Source organism: Lonsdalea quercina (assembly GCF_900107885.1).
In the GTDB taxonomy this organism is placed as follows: Bacteria; Pseudomonadota; Gammaproteobacteria; order Enterobacterales; family Enterobacteriaceae; genus Lonsdalea; species Lonsdalea quercina.
The window spans coordinates 14,908-39,325 of record NZ_FNQS01000002.1; the positions used below are offsets into that span (position 1 = coordinate 14,908).

Genomic DNA, 24,418 nt, shown 5'->3' on the forward strand with positions numbered 1-24,418 from the left:
TCTATTCCGTGTCCCTGGTTAACGCTTGCGCGATCTCGGCGCTGTTCCGTACCCGCGCGATACGCGGGAAAATATGCGTCATACTGCTCTGATGCTGTTCCGCGCTGCCGGCACTGCAGAGATCTTCGGCTATCACCAGGTTATAGCCGTGCTCCCAGGCGTTGCGCGCGGTGGATTCTACGCCGATGTTCGTGGAGATGCCGCCCAAAATGAGGGTGTCGATGCCGCGGCGACGGAGTTGCAAATCGAGATCCGTACCATAAAACGCGCCCCACTGGTGTTTGATGATGCGGATATCGCTGTCGCTGAGGTTTAGCCCAGACGCAAACGTCAGCCAATTCTCCGGCAGGGCTGCGGCTGCATTGGGTTGGTCGACCGTTTGCCGCGGAGCGTCGCCAAAGTCTGCGGACCAGCCGACGCGCACCAGGATGACCGCCGCGCCGTTCTGTCGGAAGATTGTCGCCAGCTTATCTGCACGGCTTACCACGTCTTGGGCGGCATAAGGACCGCCGGCGAAAGGAAGAATACCTTCCTGGAGATCGATCAGTACCAATGCGGTGGAGGAGGGTGTCAGTTTCAGCATTGTGATGGCCCCGTTGTGTGATGACTCTGGTCTTCAATCTTGGCTTCAGACTAGGCGGAGGCCCGTAAACAGGCCAGCAAAAAACGTTTACCAGATGATAATCATGTTAACTTTTTTACCAAACAAAGGGCAGCGCGGTGAAGAAAGCCGCCACAGCCCGTCGGGACTCTTATCGAAAGGGGGAAATTCCTTTATAATGCCCCCCTTTTTTCATCGGACAGTATTCCCGCAAATCATGCCGTCGCTTCGCCAGCCGTCAATCGGGTTGGCCGGGCGCGGCAACGGCGGTTGAGTATAAAGGACATCGTGATGCGTACTGAATATTGCGGACGGTTAAACTCGTCCCACGTGGGCCAGGAAGTGACATTGTGCGGCTGGGTTAACCGTCGACGCGATCTGGGTGGCTTGATTTTCATTGATATGCGTGACCGCGAAGGTCTGGTTCAGGTCTTTTTCGATCCTGATCGACAGGACGCATTTACCCTGGCTTCCGAACTGCGTAACGAATTTTGTATTCAGCTGACCGGTCAGGTGCGCGCCCGTCCGGACAATCAGGTGAACAAAGACATGGCGACGGGTGAAGTGGAAGTTATCGCGACTTCACTGACCATCATTAACCGCGCTGAGCCGTTGCCGCTGGACGGCAATCAGGTCAACAGCGAAGAAGCTCGCCTGAAGTACCGCTACCTCGATCTACGCCGTCCTGAAATGGCGCAGCGTCTTAAAACGCGTGCACGCATCACCAGCTTTGTACGTCGTTACATGGACAACAACGGTTTTCTGGATATTGAAACGCCGATGCTGACCAAAGCCACGCCGGAAGGCGCGCGCGACTATCTGGTGCCAAGCCGAGTACACAAAGGCAAATTCTACGCGCTGCCGCAGTCACCTCAGCTGTTCAAACAGTTGCTGATGATGTCAGGCTTCGACCGCTACTATCAGATCGTAAAATGTTTCCGTGACGAAGATCTGCGTGCAGACCGTCAGCCGGAGTTCACCCAGATTGATGTGGAAACATCATTCCTGACGGCTCCGCAGGTGCGCGAGCTGATGGAAAGACTGGTGCGCGAGCTATGGTTGGATATCCTCGACGTCGATCTCGGCGAGTTCCCGATCATGACCTTTGCGGAAGCCATGCGTCGCTACGGTTCCGACAAGCCGGACCTACGCAACCCGATGGAGCTGGTGGACGTCGCCGACCTGTTGAAAGAGGTCGAATTTAAAGTGTTCTCCGGTCCTGCCAACGACGCCAGCGGCCGCGTTGCCGCGCTGCGCGTGCCGGGCGGCTCGCAGCTGAGCCGCAAACAGATCGATGAATACGCGAAGTTTGTGGAGATTTACGGCGCTAAAGGGCTTGCCTACATCAAGGTTAACGAGCGTGCGAAAGGCCTCGAAGGTATCCAGAGTCCGGTCGCCAAGTTCCTGAATGAAGCGATCATCGCGGCAGTGCTGGAACGCACTGGTGCGGCGGACGGCGACATCATCTTCTTCGGCGCAGACAAAGCTAGCGTGGTCTCTGACGCGCTGGGCGCGCTGCGACTGAAGCTGGGTCGCGACCTGAAATTGACGGAAGAAGGCACTTGGCGTCCACTGTGGGTCATCGACTTCCCGATGTTTGAAGACGATGGCGAAGGCGGTTTGACGGCGATGCATCATCCGTTTACCGCGCCCAGCAACATGACGCCAGCGCAGTTGGAAGCCGAGCCGACTTCGGCCATCGCCAACGCCTACGATATGGTGTTGAATGGCTATGAAGTGGGCGGCGGGTCCGTACGTATCCACAATGGCGACATGCAGCAGGCGGTATTCCGCATTCTGGGTATTACCGAACATGAGCAGCGCGAGAAATTCGGCTTCCTGCTGGATGCCCTCAAATTCGGCACGCCGCCGCATGCCGGTCTCGCATTTGGTCTCGACCGTCTGGTCATGCTGTTGACCGGGACTGACAACATTCGAGATGTCATTGCGTTTCCGAAAACCACGGCGGCAGCCTGTCTCATGACCGAAGCCCCGAACTTCGCCAACCCGGCGGCATTAGATGAACTCTCCATCGCAGTCGTGGGCAAAGGCAAAACGGCACAGGATCAACGGTCAGAGAATCCATGATATGACCTATAAGCGACCCGTTTCGGTTCTGGTGGTTATCTATGCCCGTGATACCGGGCGGGTGCTCATGTTGCAACGGCGCGACGATCCTGACTTCTGGCAGTCGGTTACCGGCAGTCTGGAAGAGGGAGAAACCGCGCGGTATGCCGCACAGCGTGAAGTAAAGGAAGAGGTGGACATCGATATCGCGGCGGAAGCGCTATCGCTTGTCGACTGTCATCGCTGTGTTGAGTTCGAGCTTTTTGCTCATTTAAGACATCGCTATGCCCCGGGGGTCACGCACAATAAGGAATCGTGGTTCTGTCTGGCGTTACCTACGGAACGTGAGGTGCGGATCAGCGAACACCTCGCATATCAGTGGCTGGACGCGGCCAGTGCGGCGCGTCTGACTAAGTCATGGAGTAACCGGCAGGCGATTGAAGAATTTGTTATTTATCCGGCCTGAACAGGCTTTTTTCGGAGATTTTTATGGCAGGTCATAGTAAGTGGGCCAACACGAAACATCGTAAAGCGGCGCAGGATTCCAAACGCGGAAAAATTTTCACCAAAATTATTCGTGAGCTGGTGACGGCAGCCCGTCTGGGCGGCGGTGACGTCGCATCCAACCCGCGTTTGCGTGCTGCGGTCGATAAGGCGCTGTCCAACAACATGACGCGCGATACCCTTAACCGCGCGATCGCTCGCGGCGTGGGCGGCGATGATGCTGATAACATGGAAACCATCATTTATGAAGGCTACGGCCCCGGCGGCACGGCGGTGATGGTGGAATGCCTGAGCGACAACCGTAACCGTACGGTTTCCGAAGTCCGTCACGCCTTTACCAAAAGCGGCGGTAACCTCGGGACCGACGGCTCCGTCGCCTATCTCTTCACCAAGAAAGGCGTGATCTCCTATGCGCCGGGTCTGGATGAAGACACGGTAATGGATGCGGCGCTGGAAGCGGGCGCTGACGATGTCGTGACCTATGACGATGGCGCTATCGACGTTTACACCCCGTGGGAAACCTTCGGTGAAGTCAAAGATGCGCTGGATGCGGCCGGTCTGGTGGCTGAAGCCGCAGAAGTGTCCATGATCCCTTCGACCAAGGCCGATATGGATGCAGAAACCGCACCGAAACTGATGCGTTTGATCGACATGCTGGAAGACTGTGACGACGTGCAGGAGGTTTACCACAACGGTGATATCTCCGACGAGGTGGCGGCGCTGCTGTAATGGCGTTGCCGGCGATGAACCGGTGGGGAGACAGGCGTTGACGATCATCCTAGGTATTGACCCTGGTTCGCGAATCACCGGTTATGGCATCATCCGCCAGCAGGGGCGGCAGATCAGCTACCTGGGTAGCGGCTGCATTCGCACTGTGGTAGACGATATCCCAGGGCGGCTCAAGCTGATTTATGCGGGAGTGAGTGAAATCATCACGCAGTTTCAGCCGGACTGTTTCGCCATCGAACAGGTTTTCATGGCGCGAAATGCAGACTCGGCGCTAAAGCTTGGACAGGCGCGGGGAGCGGCGATCGTCGCGGCGGTCAACCAATCGCTACCGGTTTTTGAATATGCGGCGCGGCAGGTGAAGCAAACGGTGGTCGGCACCGGCGCTGCGGAAAAAAGCCAGGTGCAGCATATGGTGCGATCATTGCTGAAATTGCCCGCTAATCCCCAGGCGGATGCCGCTGATGCGCTGGCTATCGCCATCACGCATTGTCACTTTAGTCAGAACTTGACCCGCATGGGGCAGGAGAGGCTGACCTTAGCGCGAGGGCGGCTTCGCTAGAGACCAGGCTGGATATTCATCCAGCCTTTTTTATGGTATAAGCTATACCCCATCGTTAAGCGTAAATTCAAAAGGAAACGTCACGTGATAGGTCGTCTCAGAGGCATCATTCTGGAAAAACAACCCCCGCAGGTATTGATTGAAGCCAACGGCGTGGGGTATGAAGTGCATATGCCGATGACCTGTTTCTACGAGTTGCCCGAGCAGGGACAGGAAGCGATCATCTTCACCCATTTTGTCGTGCGTGAAGATGCGCAACTGCTGTTTGGATTCAACAACAAGCAGGAACGTTCCCTGTTCCGAGAGCTTATCAAAGTCAATGGCGTCGGACCCAAATTGGCGTTGGCCATTCTGTCCGGTATGTCGGCGCAGCAGTTTGTCGGCGCGGTCGAGCGTCAGGAAATCGGCGCACTGGTGAAACTGCCCGGCGTAGGCAAGAAAACGGCCGAGCGTCTGGTCGTGGAAATGAAGGACCGTTTTAAGGGACTCAATGGCGAGTTGTTCAATTCAGCTAGCGATCTAACGCTGCCGCCGGTAACGGATGCCGCAGCATCGTCTGCGGATATTGAAGCCGAAGCGGAATCTGCGCTGGTGGCGCTGGGTTATAAGCCGCAGGAAGCCAGCCGGATGATTAGCAAGGTCGCCAAAGCGGGTGCTGATTGTGAAACCCTGATCCGAGACGCGCTGCGCGCCGTTCTTTGAGGTAGCCATGATTGAAGCCGATCGTTTAATTTCCCCCGAGGTCGTCTCCGAAGAAGAGGTGCTGGATCGCGCTATTCGCCCCAAGTTGCTGACGGAGTACGTCGGCCAGCCCAAGGTGCGCGAGCAGATGGAAATCTTTATTCAGGCGGCGAGACAGCGGGGCGATGCGCTGGATCACCTGTTGATCTTTGGTCCTCCCGGACTGGGCAAAACCACGCTGGCTAATATCGTGGCCAACGAGATGGGGGTAAACCTGCGCACCACGTCCGGACCCGTGCTTGAAAAAGCCGGCGATCTGGCCGCGCTACTGACTAACCTTGAACCCCACGATGTGCTCTTCATTGATGAAATTCATCGCCTGTCGCCGGTGGTGGAAGAGGTGCTGTATCCTGCGATGGAAGACTACCAGCTGGATATCATGATCGGCGAAGGTCCTGCGGCGCGTTCAATCAAGCTGGATCTCCCTCCGTTCACGCTGGTGGGCGCCACCACCCGTGCGGGATCGTTGACCTCGCCGCTGCGCGATCGCTTCGGCATCGTTCAGCGTCTGGAGTTTTATCAGGTTCCGGATTTGCAGCATATCGTTGGCCGCAGCGCCGTTTGTCTCGGACTGGAGATGACGGAGGAAGGTGCGCTGGAAGTGGCCCGCCGTGCGCGCGGTACGCCGCGTATCGCCAACCGGCTGTTGCGTCGCGTACGGGACTTTTCCGAGGTGAAGTCGAACGGTGTGATTGACGGCGACATCGCGATTCAGGCGTTGGATATGCTGGCGGTTGATTCCGAAGGTTTCGACTATATGGACCGCAAGCTGCTGTTGGCGGTCATCGATAAGTTTATGGGCGGCCCGGTTGGGCTGGATAACCTGGCTGCGGCCATCGGCGAAGAGCGTGAAACCATCGAGGATGTGCTGGAGCCATTTTTGATTCAGCAGGGCTTTTTACAGCGCACGCCGCGTGGGCGTATCGCCACGCAGCACGCCTATCGTCATTTCGGTCTGACGCGGGAAGAGTCACGCTGATGTGTTTGTCTGAAGGTGTTTTGCAGAAGGCCGCCTATAGTGCGGCCTTCTTCTTTTTAAAACGTCCGATAAGGCAAAAGTCAGGGGAGAGGGGATTGAACTGGCCTGAATGAGGATCACGCAGACCAGCGAAGAAACTAGGCGGATTGCTTCTTCATCAGGCTCAGCATAAACAGCAGAGAGGCGCAGAGCACGACAGAAGGGCCAGCCGGGGTATTGGCATCGGCTGAAAGCGCCAAGCCGCCCGTCACGGCAATCATCCCGATGAGAATGGCGATCCCCGCCATCTGTTCGGGCGTGCGGGCAAAGCGCCGGGCGGCGGCGGCGGGGATGATCAGCAAAGACGTGATAATCAACGCGCCGACAAATTTCATGGCCAGACCGATGGTCAATGCGGTCACCAGCATTAACAGGAGTTTGCTGCGCTGCAGAGAGACCCCGTCGACGTGCGCCAGCTCCGGACTGATCGTCATGGATAGCAGCGCGCGCCATTGCCAGTATAGAACCACCACGACCACCACGACCCCGCAGCCGATGAACCACAGGTCGTCGGTGGTGACGGAAAGCAGGTCGCCGAACAGGTAGGCCATAAGATCGACCCTAACGTTGTTCATCAGGCTAACCACGACCAGACCCAACGAGAGCGCGCTGTGCGCCATAATGCCCAGTAGCGTATCGATGGCAAGGTAAGGGCGCCTTTCCAGCCATACCAGGCCCAGCGCCAGCGCCAGCGTTACGGCGATCACGGCGTAGAAGGGATTCACATCCAGCAGCAGCCCAAAGGCGACGCCCAACAGAGAGGCATGCGCGAGCGTATCGCCAAAGTAAGACATTCTGCGCCACACGACGAAGGAGCCTAAAGGTCCGGCCGCCACAGCCAACAATATTCCCGCCAGCCAGCCGGGAAATAACAATTCGATCATACGCCATCCTGCCTTTTCAGAATCACTTTTCCATTTAAATCATGTCGATGATTGTGGTGATGCCGGTAAACAGCCAGCTGTTCGGCGCCGCGCTGGCCGAACATCGCCAAAAACTCAGGGTGCAGAGAAACGACTTCCGGGGCGCCGGAGCAGCAAACGTGCTGGTTTAGACACAGGACCTCGTCCGTTTTCGCCATCACCAGGTGCAGGTCATGGGAAACCATCAGCACCCCGCAGCCATACTCCTGACGCAGCTGATTGATCAAATCGTAGAGCGCCAACTGGCCGTTGACGTCGACGCCCTGTGTCGGCTCATCCAGCACCAGCAATTGGGGACGGGTAAGAATCGCCCGAGCCAGCAGTACACGTTGGGTCTCGCCGCCGGAAAGTTTTTGCATCGGCTGCTCCGGCAGGTGTCCGGCGTTAACCCGTTTCAATGCCGGGAGAATATCCTGCTTTTTAACGCCGGGGCTGAGTTGCATAAAACGGCTGACCGTTAGAGGCAGGGTGGCGTCGAGATGCAGCTTCTGAGGCACATAGCCAATACGCAGGCCTGGGGTTCGCGTTAGTGTGCCGCTGGCAATGTCCTGTAGACCGAGGACGACTCTGACCAGCGTCGATTTTCCGGCGCCGTTTGGCCCCAAAAGCGTGAGGATACGTCCAGGTTGCAGCGTCAGCGAGATGTCTGAGAGTACGCGCCGGCTGCCGAACTGGACGGAAATGTTATCGAGAGAAACCAGTGTAGACATAGAATTCTGCTTGCAGATACCGTGTGACGTTATAATATAACGAAAATTTTTTCTGAAATCGATGGATGACCTATCATGACACGCCGTAATTTACACCAATGGATAAAAAAAGCGTTAACGGCCAGCACGCTAATGGTGGCGGCTGGGGCTGCCCCAATCGCGTCTGCGGACGTGGTGACGTCCATTCGCCCGCTGGCTTTCATCGCCGCCGCGATTGCTGACGGTGTCACGCCGACGGAAGTGCTGCTGCCGGACGGCGCGTCGCCCCACGATTATGCCCTGCGTCCATCTGATGTCCAGCGCTTACAGTCTTCTGAATTGGTTATCTGGGTCGGGCCGGAGATGGAAGCCTTTCTGCAAAAGCCCTTGAGCCAACTTCCTGCAAACCGCCAGATCACGCTTTCCGAACTACCTGCAATCAAAGCGGCGATGAGTAAAGCGTCTCATCACCACGGCAAGAATGAACATGAGGAAGAGAGTGAGCACGCGGATCATGACGATGCTGCCCACGCTGGAGAGGCGCATGCCGGGCACGACGACGCGCACGCGCACGGCGCGGCGGCGACACATGAAGAGCATGACGACGGCCATCATCACGGCGAGTTCAACATGCACCTTTGGCTGTCGCCGGAGATGGCGCAAGCGTCTGCGATCGCCATTCATGACAAATTATTGGAACTAATGCCGCAGAATAGGGACAAATTAGACGCCAATCTGACTCATTTCACTGAGAAACTTGCGCATACGGATAAAAATATTGTTAATATGCTCGCGCCTGTGCGAAACAAAGGCTATTTCGTGTTTCATGATGCCTATGGGTATTTTGAACAACACTACGGATTAAGCCCACTTGGTTACTTCACAATCAATCCGGCTATTTCGCCCGGAGCACAGCGTTTACATCAAATACGAACACAGTTGGTTGAGCACAAAGCGGAATGCGTTTTTGCTGAGCCACAATTCAGGCCAGCGGTCATCAGTGCTGTCGCCAAGGGAACGCAGGTACGCATGGGCGTCCTGGACCCGTTGGGAAGTGACATCGCTCTGGATAAAGACAGCTATGCACGTTTTCTGCTGCAATTGTCTAACCAGTATCTGAGCTGCCTGGAGAAAAAATCATGAGGATACGAATAAGTGCAGCAGATAGTCCGAACTATCGCTCAGGCGTATAACACCCTCCCAAGACCTCACCGAGTGATGTTGGGGTCTCTGACCATCGTAACCTTGGCCGTCGCCGTTTGGCGGCCCATGGTTTATCCGCCGGTCAATGATGCGCCTGTGATTATTAAAGATGCTGATAATGAAAGAAATCAGCCTAAAACGTTAACCCCTCCCGCCAGCGAACCGCTTGACGCGCCTTCATCCGCTAATGCGAACTCCGCCGACAGCGACGACAATTCGATGCTCGACCAGCCGACGCCCTCGGACGATATTCCGAAGGATGAACTGGACGATAACGTCTCTGACGGCAACGCCGCGCATGAATATGTCGTCTCTACCGGTGACACCCTCAGCAGCATTCTGACCCAGTACGGCATCGATATGTCCGATATCGCGACCTTAGCGGAGCAGAATTCCGCATTGCGCAATCTGAAGATTGGTCAGCAGATTTCCTGGGAGCTTGGGAAGGACGGGGAGTTGCAAAGTCTGCGTTGGCAGGTTTCCCGACGCGAAGTCCGCACCTACACCCGTAAGGGCGATGTTTTCAAAGAAGCGATCGAAAACATGCAGGGCGACTGGCACAACAAAGTGTTGACTGGGCGACTGACGGGCAGTTTTGTCAACAGTGCATTGAATGCGGGGCTAACCAACGGGGAAGTGCGTGAAGTAATTAAAGCGCTGCAATGGCAATTGGACTTCCGTAAATTGCGTCTCGACGATCGGTTCTCTGTGCTGATGTCCCGCGAAGTGCTGAATGGACACAATGAACAAAGCGAACTGCTGGCCGTTCGTCTGCGTAGCGGCGGTAAAGATTATTATGCTTTCCGTTCCGAAGACGGGAAGTACTACGATCGTGAAGGCTCTGGGTTATCTCGCGGCTTTATGCGTTTCCCTACCATGAAGCAGTTCAGAATCTCCTCCAACTTTAACCCTCGTCGGCTTAATCCTGTCACTGGCCGTGTGGCGCCGCATCGCGGCGTCGATTTTGCGTTGCCGGTAGGAACGCCCGTGTTGGCGATCGGGGATGGCGAAGTGGTGGTCGCGAAGCGCGATGGAGCGGCAGGTAATTACATCGCCTTACGTCATGGTCGCCAGTACACTACGCGCTATATGCATCTGAGCCGACTTCTCGTTAAACCGGGACAGAAAGTCAAACGTGGCGACCGTATCGCGCTATCGGGTAATACTGGCCGCTCAACCGGACCGCATTTGCACTTCGAAGTCTGGATCAACCAGCAGGCAGTCAATCCTCTGACGGCGCAGCTGCCGCGCTCTGAAGGGCTGGACGGCAGAGAGCGTCGTGACTATCTGGCTCAGGTGCGCGAGATGCTGCCGCAGTTGCAGCTGGATTAACTTCCTCAACGTCTTGCAACAGCCGGTCGCCTCATCGCCACCGGCTTTTTTTTGTGGGTCGCGTCCTCTCAGGACGGCGATCCGGCTAAATGACTGTTACCAGGCTGACTGCCCACAACGCGGTCACCGTTAAGTACTCAAGAGTAAACGCATGGAAAAAGTGAAGAAAAATCGGTCCGAGTTCATTCCCCAGTTCCAACCTGCTTTTTTTCTCCCACGTTATTGGGGAATTTGGCTGGGAGCAGGTGCGCTGGCGCTAGTCGCCTGCCTTCCGGCCAAGCTACGCGATCCGGTGCTGGGCGCGTTAGGCCGAACGGTTGGCCGCCTATCTAAAGGCGCGCGCCGCCGCGCTCGCATCAACCTGCTGTTGTGTATGCCAGAGATAACCGAGTCCCAGCGAGAGAAGATTATCGATGACATGTTCGCGACATCCATTCAGTCCATTGTACTGATGGTCGAGCTGGCTATTCTCCCGGCCAGACGCGTTTATGAGCGAGTGCGGTGGCACGGCGAAGACATCATCGATACATTGAGAGACCAGGATCGTAATGTGATTTTCATGGTGCCGCACGGCTGGGCGGTCGACCTGCCGGCGATGCTGATGAGTTGGCGCGGTCAGAAAATGGCGGCGATGATCCACAACCAGAAAAATGCGCTGGTCGATTATCTGTGGAACGTGCTGAGACGCCGCTTCGGCGGCAGATTGCACACGCGAAACGACGGTATCAAGCCCTTTATAGGTTCAGTGCGAGAAGGCTATTGGGGCTACTATTTGCCGGATCAGGATCACGGGGCCGAGCATAGCGAATTTGTCGACTTTTTCGCCACATACAAAGCCACGCTGCCCGCAGTTGGTCGTTTGATGAAAGTCTGCCGTAGTGAGATCGTTCCGTTGTTTCCGGTCTACAATGCTCGGACTTCACGGTTGAATATTCATATCCGTCCGCCGATGAGCGATATCGCAGAGGCGGATAATAGAGGCATCGCGCGCCGGATGAATGAAGAATTGGAGTATTTAGTGCGTCCTAATCCGGAACAGTACACGTGGATCCTGAAATTGTTGAAGACCCGCAAGCCGGGAGAAACGGAACCTTATCAGCGCAAAGATTTATAAAATAAAGACTGCTGAGTGTAATATGACGCCGTCTTTATCACACTTCACCGGTGTCGAAAATAACGGCATCGGTGAATCTGGAAATAATTAGTCATTAAATCTTACCCTATCCAAACGCAAGACATAATTAGCGCCTTATTTATGGCCGATATATTATTTTCTCGGACAATTCCGCGTATCAATATTTTCTGTCGCTTGTTATTACTCTGTTCCGGTCCTCATTAAGAGGGCTTTTTGTGTCAGGCCTATCCATTAAGCGAAGGATAAATATCTGACGCGTTTTATATGACTGACCATACTGATTAAATAATGCGGTAAAAGGATATTGATTATGCATTTCAAACCGGTGTTTTTAGGTGTCTTATTCGCTACATCAGCATTGAGTTATACGGCGGCGAACGCGGCTGTCGAGTCTGCTCACGGTAATTCTGTGGCGCCGGTGATAACGGACCCGGGGCGCATCGAAGCTGCTAGCCATGACGTCGGCACGCATTCGGCGAAGAAAGCGGAGGCGGGACGTGAGGCTGCCAAAGCCCACGCAGAAAGTCGCCAAAAAGCGGTACAAAAGAAAAATAATCAATTGCACGAAAAGGCGAAGACGAAAAAATCAACCATCGTGCATCACGAGAATAAGGTGAATTCGTCCAAAGATAAACAGCAGGAATTATTCCCGCCGAAAAAATGAGACGGCAAAGGTGTCAACAATAGACATGGGTTGTGATGAAGTCAGGAACTTAACGCGGCTGATTAAAGAAACACGCTGATGGCACATCCCGAGACAAAGCATTGACTCTTGCAGATAACATTTAATCTTCACCCTAATAAAAAAGCCGGAAGCTCCGGCTTTTTTCTATCCCAAACATCCTCGTCACCAGGGATGATGGCGAATAATAATCCGTTTATTCGACCCGCAAGATCCTGACCGTATTCGTCGTGCCAACCGTGCCCATGACATCGCCCTGCGTGACGATCACCAGATCGCCGGACATCAGGAATCCCTTGTCGCGCAGCAGAATGACGGCATCATTCGCGGCTTCCACGCCATCGGAATAACGAGTGAATTGAACGGGCGTGACGCCACGATACAGCGCGGTCAGGTTCAGCGTGCCTTCATGACGCGACATCGCAAAAATAGGCAGTCCGGAGCTGATGCGGGACATCATCAGCGCAGTGCGACCAGACTCGGTCATCGCGACAATAGCGGTCACGCCTTTCAAATGGTTGGCGGCGTACATGGCTGACATCGCTACCGATTCTTCAACGTTATCGAATTCGGCGTCAAGACGGTGAGTCGACACGTTGATACTCGGGATTTTTTCAGCGCCCAAGCACACGTTGGCCATGGCGGCTACCGTTTCCGCCGGATACTGGCCCGCAGCAGTCTCGGCTGACAGCATGACGGCGTCGGTGCCGTCCAACACGGCGTTGGCGACGTCCATGACTTCTGCGCGTGTCGGCATCGGGTTGGTGATCATCGACTCCATCATCTGCGTCGCGGTGATGACCGCTCGGTTGAGCTTGCGGGCGCGACGGATCAATTTTTTCTGGATGCCGACCAGCTCAGGGTCGCCGATTTCTACTCCCAGGTCGCCTCGGGCCACCATGACGACGTCGGAAGCCAGGATAATATCGTCCATGGCTTCGTCTGTCGCGACGGCTTCAGCGCGTTCGACTTTAGAGACGATTTTGGCCTCACAGCCCGCCTCCAATGCTAATTGACGGGCGTAATTGAGATCGGCGCCGGTACGGGGGAAAGACACGGCCAGATAGTCCACGCCGATTTTAGCGGCGGTCACGATATCCGCTTTGTCTTTATCTGTCAGTGCCGCCGCTGAGAGTCCACCACCCAGTTTGTTGATGCCCTTATTGTTCGACAAGGGGCCACCGACCGTCACTTCCGTATAGACCTTCGAATCAACGACCTCGAGTACTTTGAGCTGAACGCGGCCATCATCCAGCAGCAGGATGTCGCCAGAAATAACGTCATCGGGCAGACCTTTGTAGTCGATGCCGACCGCTTCTTTGTCGCCGTCCCCGCGAGCCAGGTTGGCGTCAAGCAGGAATTTGTCGCCGATGTTGAGGAAAACCTTGCCCTCTTTGAAAGTGGAAACGCGAATTTTCGGTCCCTGGAGATCGCCAAGAATAGCCACGTGGCGGCCTAATCTTGCCGCGATTTCACGCACATTATCGGCACGTAGTTGGTGGTCTTCTGCGGTGCCGTGAGAAAAGTTTAAGCGGACGACGTTCGCACCGGCGGCAATAATTCTTTCCAGATTATTGTCGCGGTCGGTTGCCGGCCCTAGTGTGGTTACAATTTTCGTTCTTCTTAACCGTCTGGACATGGATGACTCCGTTGACTGGTGAAGCTGAAATAGGGCGAAAGTAGCTAAAACACGGCTGACGCCCCTTTCTGAGTGGAGAGGGCGATCCGCACAATGGGGATACCGTGGCGGTTGAACCGTACCGACGAAAAGGCGCGACGCCGGCTGAATGCAAATCAGTTATAAGGGGTGCTGAACGGTCCTTCTTTATCAAAACGCGATTCTTTCAAGGCTTCCTTGACGCGTTTCAAGTTATCTCTAAATTTCGCGCCGCGCCGTAATGTAAACCCTGTCGCCAGAACATCAATCAGCGTGAGTTGGGCGATGCGAGACACCATCGGCATGTAGACGTCGGTATCTTCCGGAACTTCCAACTGGAGGGTCAAGGACGCTTCTCGTGCCAACGGCGTACCTTCGGAGGTAATAGCGATAACCGTCGCGTCATTCTCGCGGGCAATACGTGCCATGTCCACCAGGGTTTTGGTGCGACCAGTGTGAGAAATCAATACGAGGACGTCGCCTTCGCTTGAATTCATGCAGCTCATGCGTTGCATAACCACATCGTCGAAATAGGCCACGGGGATGTTAAAGCGAAAAAATTTGTTCATTGCGTCATGCGCGACGGCCGCTGAGGCTCCAAAGCCAAAGAAGGAAATTTTGCGGGCCTGGGTGAGCAGGTCGACCGCTCGGTTGATCGCGGCGATGTCGAGGCACGATTTGGCGTGTTCAAGACCGGCCATAGTGGACTCGAAGATTTTAGCTGTGTAAGCCTCGACCGAGTCGTCCTCATCCACATTGCGGTTGACGTAGGGCGTGCCGATGGCGAGACTCTGCGCCAGCTTCAGTTTGAAATCGGGGAAGCCTTTGCTGTCCAGCCGTCGGCAGAATCGGTTGACGGTGGGTTCGCTCACACCCGCTAATTTTGCGAGTGTCGCTATACTGGAATGGATAGCTGACTGAGGCGAGGCGAGAATGGCTTCAGCCACTTTTCTTTCCGACTTACTCAACAAATGTAGGTGCGTTCGGATGTTATCCAGCATTTTCATAGAGTGATACCATCAATGGTCATGTCGATTTCAGTCAAAGGTGAATCGATGCGAATTTCGTGGAAATATACTATGCGCTATTCTGGCGTGGCAGAGGAAGGCGCGGCGAAAGTGTGGTTTTTTCACCAGAACATGACGTGTGTCTAACTTTCAAAATAGTCACTCGCTGTCAAAATTGTCAGCTCATTTTCTCTCTCAGACTCGTATCGTTATTTGTGTGTCAACGAGAATATTAGGTATCACGTTGATACACCGCGATTTGTAGGGTATGTCGCAGGCTAACGGTTTACTGGTCCCAGCCAAAAATAGTACATTACATCTGTAATAAAATTACAGCATCCTGCAATGAGGAGATAGAACATGGCGGTAACGTCAACGGCCCAGGCATGTGACTTGGTGATTTTCGGTGCAAAAGGGGATTTGGCGCGCCGTAAATTGCTGCCTTCACTGTATCAACTGGAAAAAGCAGGTCACATCCACCCGGACACCCGTATCATCGGCGTTGGCCGAGCGGAATGGGACAAAAAGGCCTATACCAAAGTCGTGCGGGAAGCGCTGGATACTTTTCTCAAAGAGCCGCTGGACGAAAAACTGTGGAAAACATTGAGCGGGCGGCTGGATTTCTGCAATTTGGATGTACAGGATGCCGCGGGTTTCAAGCGATTGGGCGAGATGCTTGACCAGGAAAGCCGCGTAACAATAAATTATTTCGCCATGCCGCCCAGCACCTTTGGGGCTATCTGCGGCGGTCTTGGTAAAGCGGGGCTGAACAAAGAGCCGGCTCGCGTCGTGATGGAAAAGCCACTGGGAACCGATCTGGCCTCTTCTCAGGTGATTAATGATCAGGTGGCGGAGTACTTCAACGAATGTCAGGTTTATCGCATCGACCACTACCTCGGAAAAGAAACGGTGCTGAACCTGCTGGCGCTGCGCTTCGCCAACTCGCTGTTTGCCAATAACTGGGATAATAGCACCATCGACCACGTTCAAATCACCGTCGCCGAAGAAGTGGGTATTGAAGGCCGTTGGGGATATTTCGACCAGGCCGGACAGATGCGCGACATGATCCAGAACCATCTGCTGCAGATCCTGACCATGATCGCCATGTCGCCGCCGTCTGACCTGACGACGGATCGCATCCGCGATGAGAAGGTCAAGGTACTACGCTCGCTGCGCCGCATTGACCGTTCCAATATTCATGAGACGACTGTACGCGGCCAATACACTTCCGGATTTGTTCAGGGCAAGAAGGTACCGGGTTATCTGGAAGAAGAGGGCGCCAATAAATCCAGCAACACCGAAACATTCGTCGCCCTTCGCGTGGATATCGACGACTGGCGCTGGTCCGGCGTGCCATTCTATCTGCGCACCGGTAAACGCTTGCCCAGCAAATGCTCAGAAGTCGTGGTGTACTTCAAAAACCCGGCGCTGAATCTATTCCACGACTCTTATCAGCAACTACCTCAAAACAAACTGATTATTCGTCTTCAGCCTGACGAAGGCATTGAGATTCAGATTTTGAACAAGATCCCAGGGTTGGATCATAAACACCGTCTGCAGACGACCAAATTGGATCTCAGTTTCTCAGAAACGTTCGATCAGGAGCATTTGGCCGATGCGTACGAGCGTCTGTTGCTGGAGACGATGCGAGGTATTCAGGCGCTGTTCGTTCGTCGCGACGAAGTGGAAGAAGCCTGGAAGTGGGTTGACTCCATTATGGAAGCCTGGGATCAAGACAACGATGCGCCTAAGCCCTATCAGGCTGGCTCGTGGGGTCCGGTTGCGTCCGTAGCGATGATCACCCGTGATGGTCGTTCCTGGAACGAAGTCGAGTCGTGATTATCCGCGGCCCCGGTTTCGTCGGGGGCCGAGCGGTTACGAATCACGGCGCGGTCCACTTGTGGAGGGACCGCGCCCAATTAATCAATGCCCGTTGGGCATGAGTGGAGAAAGCGCTTAATGAAAAACTGGAAAACCAGTGCGGAACAAATTCTGACGGCAAGCCCGGTCATTCCGGTGATCGTCGTGAATAAACTGGAACATGCAGTTCCCATGGCGAAAGCCTTGGTCGCTGGTGGTATCCGCGTACTGGAACTCACGTTGCGCACCGAATGTGCGGTAGAAGCGATTCGCCTGATTGCGAAAGAAGTCCCGGACGCGATTGTGGGCGCGGGAACGGTGACCAATCCGCAACAGCTGGCCGAGGTTGTCGATGCCGGCGCGCAGTTCGCCATCAGCCCTGGGTTGACTGAGCCGCTGTTGAAAGCGGCGACGGCGGGCGATATTCCGCTGATTCCGGGTATCAGCACCGTTTCTGAACTGATGCTGGGTATGGATTACGGATTGACGGAGTTCAAATTCTTCCCGGCTGAGGCTAACGGCGGCGTGAAAGCCCTGCAGGCTATCGCAGGTCCGTTCGGCAAAATCCGGTTTTGCCCCACAGGCGGCATTACACCGAATAACTACCGCGACTATTTGGCGCTCAAAAGCGTGTTGTGTGTCGGTGGCTCATGGTTGGTGCCGGCTGATGCGCTGGAGTCCGGCGATTACGGTCGAATCACCGATCTGGCTCGTACAGCAGTGGAAGGCGCTAAAGCCTGATTCGGCACATCACACGGTAAATGGGCGTCAATGACGTGATAACCGCGTATAAATTTTGCTTCTGAACCATCTCTTCGGAGGTGGTTTTTTTTGATGATGACCCCGATTAGTATTTCGTCGGACCGCGCGCCCCTTACCTCAACGTATCCTTCTATTAAGTCCATCCTGCCGTAGCTTTCAAACTTGACCCTGACTGACCCTGACTGACCCTGTATGTGGCATCCGCGCTTTTCTGGCTGACCGGATTTTCTGAGATTTTATACCAGCAAAATGCAACTTCCCTCGTGGCCGTTGCCGCAGCACCACCCAAGGCCCGGTCAGGAGCGCTTTGACCTCGGATACATCCCACAGGAAGCATCTGCAAGGAGTCAGCTATTCGGACATGGTTCGTCAGGAACTACGCTGGTCTACAACAAAACGAGGCCAATCAAACGACCCTCTTTTGCCATGTAGAAAATGGTGGCAAGATTATCTCCACATCAGGGACATAACGACATTTGAACGTCAGCATAAAACTGAATTCGGATGTTGTTCGCGAGGAAATAAGGGAAATATGATTTCTATCCAAATGGGGGGTAAGGACAAGACTGCAGAGATCGCCAACTGGTCGATCTGGAGCGACAGGGACGAAGGCTTACAACTGAGGTGCACTGACTTCAATAAAGAAACGACCCAACATCCTCTTTGTGATTGCAACATCTCGCCCGTTCGCGAGCTGGGCGAGATGTTCTTGACCAAGGCCGGCAGCGCCATCGTCACGCCCATCGCGAAGGCAACGATTTATGGTGAGAGGTATGCCGTCGTGTACTACACGGATGCCGACAAGCCGTATGTCTACAAGCTGGAGAGCATCAGCTTTGTCGCGCCGACGGCGATGAAAAACACCCCGGTTTTCCGCTATTTTATGGCTGTGGCGAATGCCCGGCAGGATAGGGCGGACTGCAAGAGCGACCGCGAGATTGCTGCCAATGTCGTTCGCCAATTAGAAAAACTGCCCGCTCGCGCTGACACAGCCTTAGAGGCCTATTGCACGGCGCGGAATAAAACGCTCGCAGAGGGAAAAGGTCTGATCTATCCATTTGGGGTGAACGAGAGCCAGCTTAAGGCGGTCGAGCAAGCTTTCCGCGCCCAGGTCAGCGTGATTGAAGGCCCGCCGGGCACCGGCAAGACCCAGACCATTTTAAACATTCTCGCCAATATCTTGTTGCGTGGACAGACGGTGGCCGTGCTCTCCAACAACAATGCAGCGGTGGATAATGTCTACGAAAAACTGGAGAAATACGGCTTGGGTCATGTGATTGCAAAACTCGGCAATCAGGACAACCGCAAGGACTTCTTCGCCAACCTGCCGTCTCAGCCAACGAGTGAACCCGAACCCGCACCGACTCTGAACGAGATTCAAACCATGCTGGCCCGTTTGAAAGAGCACTTGCACAATCACAATCGGGAGGCGCAATTACAGGTCGAACTCGACGAGCTGATGATTGAGCGGCGTTACCTGCACCAGTGGCAGGCAGAAAGCGGCGTGCGGGCCGTCGCCTCGCTGGACAAGTACGGACTGTCTCCACGCAAGATTGCCGACCTGATGGCTTACCTCGCCTATCTTGGAGAGCAACGCATCCGCCTTAAAGCTCGTATTGAGCTGCTATTCAACTTCAGAATTTTCCGCGCCCGCCCATTCATTCAGGGTGACACGCGCCTGTCCGTTTTCTATGCCTTGCAACTGCACTACTACGACAAAGCGTTACAGGAAAAAGATGCGGAGCTGCGAGCGTGTCGAGCATCGCTGGAGAGCGTAAATTTTACGGCTGCTCTGGAGGAATTGAAGAGGGCGTCGATGTGTCTCCTGAAGCAGCATCTGCACGGATTGCCCAGGGTTTTAGACAGCTTCGATGATAAGACCTACCGCAAACGATTCGATGCCTTTGTGCAACGCTTTCCCATCCTCGGCAGCGGCACGCATTCCATCGTCAATTCCATCGCGCCGGGTGCTGTCTTTGACTACGTCATCATCGACGAAGCTTCATTGCAGGATATTGTGCCGGGGATTCTGGCGTTGGGCTGCGCGAAGAATCTGATCGTCGTCGGCGACAACCGTCAGTTGGCGCATATTCCCGTAGCGTTAGGCCTGGAGGCACCCGCGGAGGCTTACGATTGCGAGCGCTACAGCCTGCTGGATTCGTGCATTAAAGTATTCAAGCAGGCGCTGCCCCGGACTTTGTTGAAAGAACATTACCGCTGCCATCCCAGGATCATTCAATTCTGCAACCAGCAGTTCTACGACAACGAGCTGGTGCCTATGACGAAGGAGGGTAAAGGTGAAGCGCCGTTACGTCTGGTGGTGACAGCCAAGGGCAATCACACCCGGCAGAACACTAACTTGAGGGAGCTGGACTCTCTGCTGAAGCTGCTGGAAGACGAGGGCGAAGCCGTGGGGGTAGACGGCGACGGGCGCGGCTTCATCGCGCCATTCCGAGCGCAGGTTGACCTCTCCGGAACATGTCTGCCGACGGATTTCGTCAAGGATACGGTGCACAAGTTCCAGGGGAGGGAGTGTGATGAGATTGTTTTCTCCACCGTGCTGGACAAAAAACGTTACAACCAAGACCCCAAGCGTCTGCATTTCGTCGATGACCCGCGCATGATTAACGTTGCAGTGTCACGGTCCAAGCATCGCTTCACACTGGTGACGGGCGATGAGGTCTTTACCGGTAATAAGGGGCATCTCGCCGCTTTGATGCGCTACATCGCTTATTACGCGCAGGACGAGCAGATCGTGCGCGCGCCTGTGGTATCGGCGTTCGACCTGCTGTACCGCGAATACGATCAGTCTCTGGCGCGGTTGAATGCCCGATTGCGACCTGAGGACTCACGCTATAAATCCGAGCAGATCGTCGCGCAACGGCTGCGCGAGGCGCTATCTGACCCCTCGTGCCGGGCGTTGCTGTGTCACGATCAGGTCAAACTTAATCAGATCATATCGCCGGGCGTACCTGATTTAACAGAACGCGAGCGTGCCTTCATGGCGCGTGCCAGCTGCGATTTTGTGATCTATTACAAGGTAGGAAAGACCCCTCTGGGGGTGATTGAAGTTGATGGCGGCTCCCATGACCGACCCGACCAGGCGGCACGGGATGCCTTAAAGAACGGTATTCTGTCGAAAGGCGGCATACCTATTCTGCGCCTACGCACCATCGAGAGTCGTATCGAAGAGAGAATCGCCGACTTTATCGGCCGGTGGGCCAGCCCTGTGCGCAGTGAGTGAGGCGACATCGGCGTGCAACATTATCGGCCTTGATCCAGACCGATTGTTAGCAGCATAAAGCCGGGGTATTCAGGATCTCTCTGCGTGCAACGGCGCAACTTGCTAAGCTTGCGTCTCATTCTTGGTGGCCTGTTTTATGGATGAAATCCGCCCGCCGACAGCATGTAGGACAGTATCCATTGGGTGGCGCTGAAAATCGCCTTCAATGACAGGGATACGAAGCTAGCCGGCCCTGTCTATGCAAAGCATATGCGCCTGAAATTAGACGCATCGACCAGCTTTCGGCTGTTTAAGTTACACACTTAATTTTGCGAAGATAAAGGGGAATACACCCAGAATAGCCGGCTCATAACGGCGAGACACGAACGAGGAAAAGGGCGCAGACAGACTGCGCCTTCAACACTAACCCTTGACTTTTACCGCCGCCGCGACGGTCTTGGCGCGTTGCACGGCAGCGTCTGTCGTCTCGTCCATCGCTAATGCGACGCCCATTCGACGCTGGCCGCTGATTTCCGGTTTGCCGAACAGGCGGATTTGCGTTTGTGGCAGCAGGGCGTGTTCCAATCCCTGATAGCGAACGTCACTGCTGGTCAGATACGGCAGTATCACCGCGGAAGCTGCTGCGCCGTACTGGCGAATGGCGCCCACCGGCAAGCCGAGGAAAGCGCGTACGTGTAATGCGAACTCCGACAAATCCTGAGAGATCAGCGTCACCATCCCGGTATCGTGCGGTCGCGGCGACACTTCGCTGAAAATGACCTCATCGCCGCAAACGAACAGCTCAACGCCGAACAGGCCGTAGCCGCCGAGTGCTTTAACGACCTTGCCGGCGATAGCTTTCGCCCGCTCAAGCGCTACAGCGCTCATCTGTTGCGGCTGCCAGGATTCACGGTAGTCGCCATCCTCCTGACGGTGTCCGATCGGAGCGCAGAAGTGAATGCCATCGACGGCGCTGACGGTGAGGAGGGTGATTTCGACATCAAACTTGACCAGCCCTTCGACAATCACTTTACCGCCCCCGGCTCGTCCGCCCTCCTGCGCGTAACGCCAGGCTGAGTCTAGTTGCCGCGCTTCACGCATCAGGCTCTGGCCTTTCCCTGAAGAGCTCATGACGGGTTTTACGATGCAGGGAAAACCGATGTCCTCCACGGCTGCGCGAAAGCCTTCCTCGCTATCGGCAAACCGGTAGGGAGAGGTTGGAACGCCTAGTGTCTCCGCCGCTAGCCGGCGTATTCCCTCCCGATTCATCGTTAATCGGGTGGCCTGAGCGCATGGCACGACGCGTTGTCCCTGCTTCTCAAGCGCGACGAGCGTATCAGTAGCGATGGCTTCAATTTCGGGAACGATGTAGTCAGGTTTTTCCAAAGCGATCAGCTGTTCCAGCGCTTCGCCGTCCAGCATATTTATGACGTGGCTACGGTGTGCGACCTGCATGGCGGGTGCGTCGGTATAGCGATCGACGGCGATGACTTCAATTCCTAAACGTTGGCATTCAATAGCCACTTCTTTTCCCAGTTCGCCCGATCCCAGCAACATGACGCGGGTGGCCCCGGCGCGTAGGGCTGTTCCAATTGTTAACATAAACGTCGTATCCGATGCGGTTAAGAATTCCGGCGCAGTATAAACGAAACCGTTTGCGTACGCATCCGGAGGTCATCTTTAAGACCGTTTGACCGACATTTCATTGCGTCAAGGTGGGTAAGAGAAAGACCGTCATCCTGCGGATGATGACGGTACGATTGGATCATTTACTGTTGGGGTCGTAAGGCAGAGTGGAGAACTGCAAAGAAAGCTGACGATAAAAGCTAACCCTTTCACGGAAATAATCGCGTAAATGCGCAGGCTGCTGCTGTTCGAGTACGTCAGGGATGACCGGCATGTTATAGCGCTCTTTGAAAGCGACACCGGAAGCGGCGAGATCGACGTTTACTTTTTCCATCTCTTCGAATGAGAGGTCGGCCAGATTATGTCCCATGATGTCCTCCTGTGTGTGGCGCGACAAACATAAAACAGCCCGGTTCAAATGGCAAGCGACGCGCTAACCCTCGTTAGATTCATCCCTAATCACAGTAAAATAAGAGCAATGAATGAATTCAAACGCCAATGTTGAACATTGTCTTTAAACGAAATCGATACCATGAAAAGTAATAAAAACCATTCTCATAGATGAATGATAATACTTTGAATTTAGGATAAAAATAATGAGATTATTCGTTAATAGTATGTGTTTAATTTTAATTTTTCCGTGCATAATGCCCTTCAAATAGTCCCTAGCCAGTGGAAAAGGATTCAACATGTTAAAAAAAGAAATGATCCAAAAGCTGAATGAACAGCTGAACCTCGAGTTCTACTCAGCCAACCTGTATTTGCAGATGAGCGCGTGGTGTGGAAATAAAGGTTTCGAAGGCGCATCGGCTTTCCTGAAGTCTCATTCTCAGGAAGAAATGGAGCACATGCAGCGTCTGTTCGACTACCTTGACGATACCGGCAGTATGCCTGTCCTTGGCGCGATTGAAGCTCCCCCGGTAGAGTTCGATTCTCTGACTGATATTTTCAAGCTGACTTTTGAACACGAACAGCTGATTACCGGAAAAATTAACGAGTTGGCGCATGCGGCCATGACGTTGCAAGACTATTCAACGTTCAACTTCCTGCAATGGTATGTGGCTGAGCAGCATGAAGAAGAGAAGCTGTTCAACTCTATTCTGGATAAACTAGCGATGGTAAGTACCTCAGAAGGCGGGTTGTTCTTTATCGACCAAGACCTCAAAAGAATGGCGGCAAGCACTACGCCTTCTGCTTGATAACGATACAGAGGCGGTGTTCATCCGACATCGCCTTTTCTCTGCATATCTCCTGATTCCCCCCTTGCTCGACTTCCCCCCAGTGCGTCGGTATGATTCTACCGAGGTTTATTCTTGACGGCTTGAATCAAGAAACCTTGTAAATACAACGGTCTGTCTTGCTTTGGAAATCAAAATGAAAAAATTAATCTGGCTTCTGATAACGACCTCTTTTTGCTCTTCAGCGCTCGCGGCGACGGGGATCGCCAACATCAGCAAACTGCAATATGGCGACAACTGGGCGTTCACTCGCGAAGAAGTGCAGTTGATCTGCCGACCTGGCAACGCGCTGTATGTCATCAATCCCAGCACACTGATGCAATATCCGCTTAACGATGTTGCCTGGACGCAGGTCAGACAGGGTAAAGTCAACGCTCAGCCACTGGATATCATCCTGCTGGACGATCCCAAACAGCCTGGGCAGAAAAAAAGTTTGCAACCCTTTGTGACCCGCGCTGAACAACTGTGCCAATGACAATAGGGCCGTTATCCCGAGGGTTATCGAGGTGCGGCAGGTATAGTGATTGAGCTAACGATCACAAAATGGGCCGAATGATGGCGCTGAAGTACTAAGTCAGCTCATACATAGCTGGAAAAGGGAAATGCCTCGTCTACGCTTAAAGCGTGGGTTCCTCGGAGCCTGCGTCAATGCCAACTTTTAGCGCACGGCTCTACCCTAGAGCCATTTCCCTAGACCGAATACAGGAATCGTATTCGGTCTTTTTTTTATGGTTAATTTATGAAAACTCCAATTTGGTTTAGCCCCCCTAAATGCATATCAGCTTATCGTGTTGTCAGCATTCAGTAGCGATTAAGCGCAGAAAGCGGTTAGCCGGCTTTTGAACACGGTTGTTAATGGGCC

22 protein-coding genes are annotated in these 24,418 nt (G+C 54.2%); 15 read left to right on the top strand and 7 right to left on the bottom strand.

Annotated elements, in window-relative coordinates:
* Position 1: 1 nt before the first annotated feature.
* The gene (locus BLU64_RS02960) at positions 2 to 583 is read right to left on the bottom strand and encodes a hydrolase (RefSeq protein WP_026742338.1); all 582 of its coding nucleotides are present in this window, start codon (positions 581 to 583) and stop codon (positions 2 to 4) included.
* Between the two features lie 309 nt (positions 584 to 892).
* Between BLU64_RS02960 and aspS the strand changes: the two genes are divergently transcribed.
* The 6 genes from aspS (at position 893) to ruvB (ending at position 6,180) form a co-directional block, all read left to right on the top strand.
* Positions 893 to 2,689 carry an aspartate--tRNA ligase gene (gene aspS, locus BLU64_RS02965; protein WP_026742339.1) on the top strand — a complete coding sequence of 599 codons (1,797 nt, stop codon included), beginning with the start codon at positions 893 to 895 and terminating at the stop codon, positions 2,687 to 2,689.
* A 1-nt stretch (position 2,690) separates the two neighbouring features.
* Positions 2,691 to 3,134: a dihydroneopterin triphosphate diphosphatase gene (nudB, locus tag BLU64_RS02970; protein WP_026742340.1), complete on the top strand. Its 444-nt coding sequence runs from the start codon at positions 2,691 to 2,693 to the stop codon at positions 3,132 to 3,134.
* Positions 3,135 to 3,157: 23 nt separating this feature from the next.
* Positions 3,158 to 3,901 carry a YebC/PmpR family DNA-binding transcriptional regulator gene (locus BLU64_RS02975; RefSeq protein WP_026742341.1) on the top strand — a complete coding sequence of 248 codons (744 nt, stop codon included), beginning with the start codon at positions 3,158 to 3,160 and terminating at the stop codon, positions 3,899 to 3,901.
* 37 nt (positions 3,902 to 3,938) lie between these two features.
* On the top strand, positions 3,939 to 4,460 hold the full coding sequence (ruvC, locus tag BLU64_RS02980; RefSeq protein ID WP_026742342.1) for a crossover junction endodeoxyribonuclease RuvC: 522 nt from the start codon (positions 3,939 to 3,941) through the stop codon (positions 4,458 to 4,460).
* Between the two features lie 84 nt (positions 4,461 to 4,544).
* Positions 4,545 to 5,162, top strand: coding sequence for a Holliday junction branch migration protein RuvA (gene ruvA / locus BLU64_RS02985; protein WP_026742343.1), 618 nt, complete (start codon positions 4,545 to 4,547; stop codon positions 5,160 to 5,162).
* A gap of 7 nt (positions 5,163 to 5,169) precedes the next feature.
* Positions 5,170 to 6,180: a Holliday junction branch migration DNA helicase RuvB gene (gene ruvB, locus BLU64_RS02990; RefSeq protein WP_026742344.1), complete on the top strand. Its 1,011-nt coding sequence runs from the start codon at positions 5,170 to 5,172 to the stop codon at positions 6,178 to 6,180.
* A 137-nt stretch (positions 6,181 to 6,317) separates the two neighbouring features.
* Here ruvB and znuB read toward each other — a convergent pair whose 3' ends face one another.
* Positions 6,318 to 7,103, bottom strand: a complete 786-nt coding sequence (gene znuB / locus BLU64_RS02995) for a zinc ABC transporter permease subunit ZnuB (RefSeq protein ID WP_026742345.1) — start codon at positions 7,101 to 7,103, stop codon at positions 6,318 to 6,320.
* The gene (znuC, locus tag BLU64_RS03000) at positions 7,100 to 7,852 is read right to left on the bottom strand and encodes a zinc ABC transporter ATP-binding protein ZnuC (RefSeq protein ID WP_026742346.1); all 753 of its coding nucleotides are present in this window, start codon (positions 7,850 to 7,852) and stop codon (positions 7,100 to 7,102) included. Before znuC ends, znuB begins: the two co-directional genes overlap by 4 nt.
* A gap of 75 nt (positions 7,853 to 7,927) precedes the next feature.
* On the opposite strand from znuC, the gene znuA reads away from it, so the two are divergent.
* The 4 genes from znuA (at position 7,928) to BLU64_RS03020 (ending at position 12,165) form a co-directional block, all read left to right on the top strand.
* Positions 7,928 to 8,974, top strand: coding sequence for a zinc ABC transporter substrate-binding protein ZnuA (gene znuA, locus BLU64_RS03005; RefSeq protein ID WP_026742347.1), 1,047 nt, complete (start codon positions 7,928 to 7,930; stop codon positions 8,972 to 8,974).
* 12 nt (positions 8,975 to 8,986) lie between these two features.
* Positions 8,987 to 10,366, top strand: coding sequence for a murein DD-endopeptidase MepM (gene mepM / locus BLU64_RS03010; protein ID WP_026742348.1), 1,380 nt, complete (start codon positions 8,987 to 8,989; stop codon positions 10,364 to 10,366).
* A 151-nt stretch (positions 10,367 to 10,517) separates the two neighbouring features.
* Complete coding sequence (gene lpxM / locus BLU64_RS03015; protein WP_026742349.1) at positions 10,518 to 11,480, top strand: lauroyl-Kdo(2)-lipid IV(A) myristoyltransferase; 963 nt, start codon at positions 10,518 to 10,520, stop codon at positions 11,478 to 11,480.
* Positions 11,481 to 11,811: 331 nt separating this feature from the next.
* Positions 11,812 to 12,165, top strand: coding sequence for a hypothetical protein (locus BLU64_RS03020; RefSeq protein WP_026742350.1), 354 nt, complete (start codon positions 11,812 to 11,814; stop codon positions 12,163 to 12,165).
* Between the two features lie 214 nt (positions 12,166 to 12,379).
* On the opposite strand, the gene pyk is transcribed toward BLU64_RS03020, so the two are convergent.
* The gene (gene pyk / locus BLU64_RS03025; protein WP_026742351.1) at positions 12,380 to 13,822 is read right to left on the bottom strand and encodes a pyruvate kinase; all 1,443 of its coding nucleotides are present in this window, start codon (positions 13,820 to 13,822) and stop codon (positions 12,380 to 12,382) included.
* Between the two features lie 155 nt (positions 13,823 to 13,977).
* Positions 13,978 to 14,847 carry a MurR/RpiR family transcriptional regulator gene (locus BLU64_RS03030; protein WP_074727900.1) on the bottom strand — a complete coding sequence of 290 codons (870 nt, stop codon included), beginning with the start codon at positions 14,845 to 14,847 and terminating at the stop codon, positions 13,978 to 13,980.
* A gap of 360 nt (positions 14,848 to 15,207) precedes the next feature.
* Here BLU64_RS03030 and zwf point away from each other — a divergent pair, with 360 nt between their 5' ends.
* The 3 genes from zwf to BLU64_RS03045 all read left to right on the top strand — a co-directional run bounded on the left by zwf (position 15,208) and on the right by BLU64_RS03045 (position 20,713).
* Complete coding sequence (gene zwf, locus BLU64_RS03035; protein WP_026742353.1) at positions 15,208 to 16,686, top strand: glucose-6-phosphate dehydrogenase; 1,479 nt, start codon at positions 15,208 to 15,210, stop codon at positions 16,684 to 16,686.
* Positions 16,687 to 16,806: 120 nt separating this feature from the next.
* Positions 16,807 to 17,448 carry a bifunctional 4-hydroxy-2-oxoglutarate aldolase/2-dehydro-3-deoxy-phosphogluconate aldolase gene (locus BLU64_RS03040; RefSeq protein WP_026741381.1) on the top strand — a complete coding sequence of 214 codons (642 nt, stop codon included), beginning with the start codon at positions 16,807 to 16,809 and terminating at the stop codon, positions 17,446 to 17,448.
* Positions 17,449 to 18,001: 553 nt separating this feature from the next.
* Positions 18,002 to 20,713 (top strand): AAA domain-containing protein, encoded by a 2,712-nt coding sequence (locus BLU64_RS03045; protein ID WP_074727902.1) that lies wholly within the window; start codon positions 18,002 to 18,004, stop codon positions 20,711 to 20,713.
* A gap of 402 nt (positions 20,714 to 21,115) precedes the next feature.
* Here the strand turns inward: BLU64_RS03045 and purT are convergent, their stop codons facing one another.
* Together purT and BLU64_RS03055 are read right to left on the bottom strand one after the other, a co-directional pair.
* On the bottom strand, positions 21,116 to 22,294 hold the full coding sequence (gene purT / locus BLU64_RS03050) for a formate-dependent phosphoribosylglycinamide formyltransferase (RefSeq protein ID WP_074727904.1): 1,179 nt from the start codon (positions 22,292 to 22,294) through the stop codon (positions 21,116 to 21,118).
* 163 nt (positions 22,295 to 22,457) lie between these two features.
* Positions 22,458 to 22,688 (bottom strand): DNA polymerase III subunit theta, encoded by a 231-nt coding sequence (locus BLU64_RS03055; RefSeq protein WP_026739311.1) that lies wholly within the window; start codon positions 22,686 to 22,688, stop codon positions 22,458 to 22,460.
* Between the two features lie 319 nt (positions 22,689 to 23,007).
* Between BLU64_RS03055 and ftnA the strand changes: the two genes are divergently transcribed.
* Together ftnA and BLU64_RS03065 are read left to right on the top strand one after the other, a co-directional pair.
* The gene (gene ftnA / locus BLU64_RS03060) at positions 23,008 to 23,517 is read left to right on the top strand and encodes a non-heme ferritin (protein ID WP_026742356.1); all 510 of its coding nucleotides are present in this window, start codon (positions 23,008 to 23,010) and stop codon (positions 23,515 to 23,517) included.
* Between the two features lie 175 nt (positions 23,518 to 23,692).
* The gene (locus tag BLU64_RS03065; protein ID WP_026742357.1) at positions 23,693 to 24,031 is read left to right on the top strand and encodes a YebY family protein; all 339 of its coding nucleotides are present in this window, start codon (positions 23,693 to 23,695) and stop codon (positions 24,029 to 24,031) included.
* Positions 24,032 to 24,418 lie beyond the last annotated feature (387 nt).

Bases quoted from the DNA above. Each gene is read 5' to 3' on its own strand.
- BLU64_RS03040 (WP_026741381.1), top strand. From the start codon at position 16,807: ATGAAAAACTGGAAAACCAGTGCGGAACAAATTCTGACGGCAAGCCCG.
- znuB (WP_026742345.1), bottom strand. From the start codon at position 7,103: ATGATCGAATTGTTATTTCCCGGCTGGCTGGCGGGAATATTGTTGGCT.
- BLU64_RS03065 (WP_026742357.1), top strand. From the start codon at position 23,693: ATGAAAAAATTAATCTGGCTTCTGATAACGACCTCTTTTTGCTCTTCA.
- BLU64_RS02975 (WP_026742341.1), top strand. From the start codon at position 3,158: ATGGCAGGTCATAGTAAGTGGGCCAACACGAAACATCGTAAAGCGGCG.
- BLU64_RS03045 (WP_074727902.1), top strand. From the start codon at position 18,002: ATGATTTCTATCCAAATGGGGGGTAAGGACAAGACTGCAGAGATCGCC.
- zwf (WP_026742353.1), top strand. From the start codon at position 15,208: ATGGCGGTAACGTCAACGGCCCAGGCATGTGACTTGGTGATTTTCGGT.
- znuA (WP_026742347.1), top strand. From the start codon at position 7,928: ATGACACGCCGTAATTTACACCAATGGATAAAAAAAGCGTTAACGGCC.
- BLU64_RS03020 (WP_026742350.1), top strand. From the start codon at position 11,812: ATGCATTTCAAACCGGTGTTTTTAGGTGTCTTATTCGCTACATCAGCA.
- nudB (WP_026742340.1), top strand. From the start codon at position 2,691: ATGACCTATAAGCGACCCGTTTCGGTTCTGGTGGTTATCTATGCCCGT.
- pyk (WP_026742351.1), bottom strand. From the start codon at position 13,822: ATGTCCAGACGGTTAAGAAGAACGAAAATTGTAACCACACTAGGGCCG.
- BLU64_RS03055 (WP_026739311.1), bottom strand. From the start codon at position 22,688: ATGGGACATAATCTGGCCGACCTCTCATTCGAAGAGATGGAAAAAGTA.
- BLU64_RS02960 (WP_026742338.1), bottom strand. From the start codon at position 583: ATGCTGAAACTGACACCCTCCTCCACCGCATTGGTACTGATCGATCTC.
- aspS (WP_026742339.1), top strand. From the start codon at position 893: ATGCGTACTGAATATTGCGGACGGTTAAACTCGTCCCACGTGGGCCAG.
- znuC (WP_026742346.1), bottom strand. From the start codon at position 7,852: ATGTCTACACTGGTTTCTCTCGATAACATTTCCGTCCAGTTCGGCAGC.
- ftnA (WP_026742356.1), top strand. From the start codon at position 23,008: ATGTTAAAAAAAGAAATGATCCAAAAGCTGAATGAACAGCTGAACCTC.
- purT (WP_074727904.1), bottom strand. From the start codon at position 22,294: ATGTTAACAATTGGAACAGCCCTACGCGCCGGGGCCACCCGCGTCATG.
- ruvB (WP_026742344.1), top strand. From the start codon at position 5,170: ATGATTGAAGCCGATCGTTTAATTTCCCCCGAGGTCGTCTCCGAAGAA.
- BLU64_RS03030 (WP_074727900.1), bottom strand. From the start codon at position 14,847: ATGAAAATGCTGGATAACATCCGAACGCACCTACATTTGTTGAGTAAG.
- lpxM (WP_026742349.1), top strand. From the start codon at position 10,518: ATGGAAAAAGTGAAGAAAAATCGGTCCGAGTTCATTCCCCAGTTCCAA.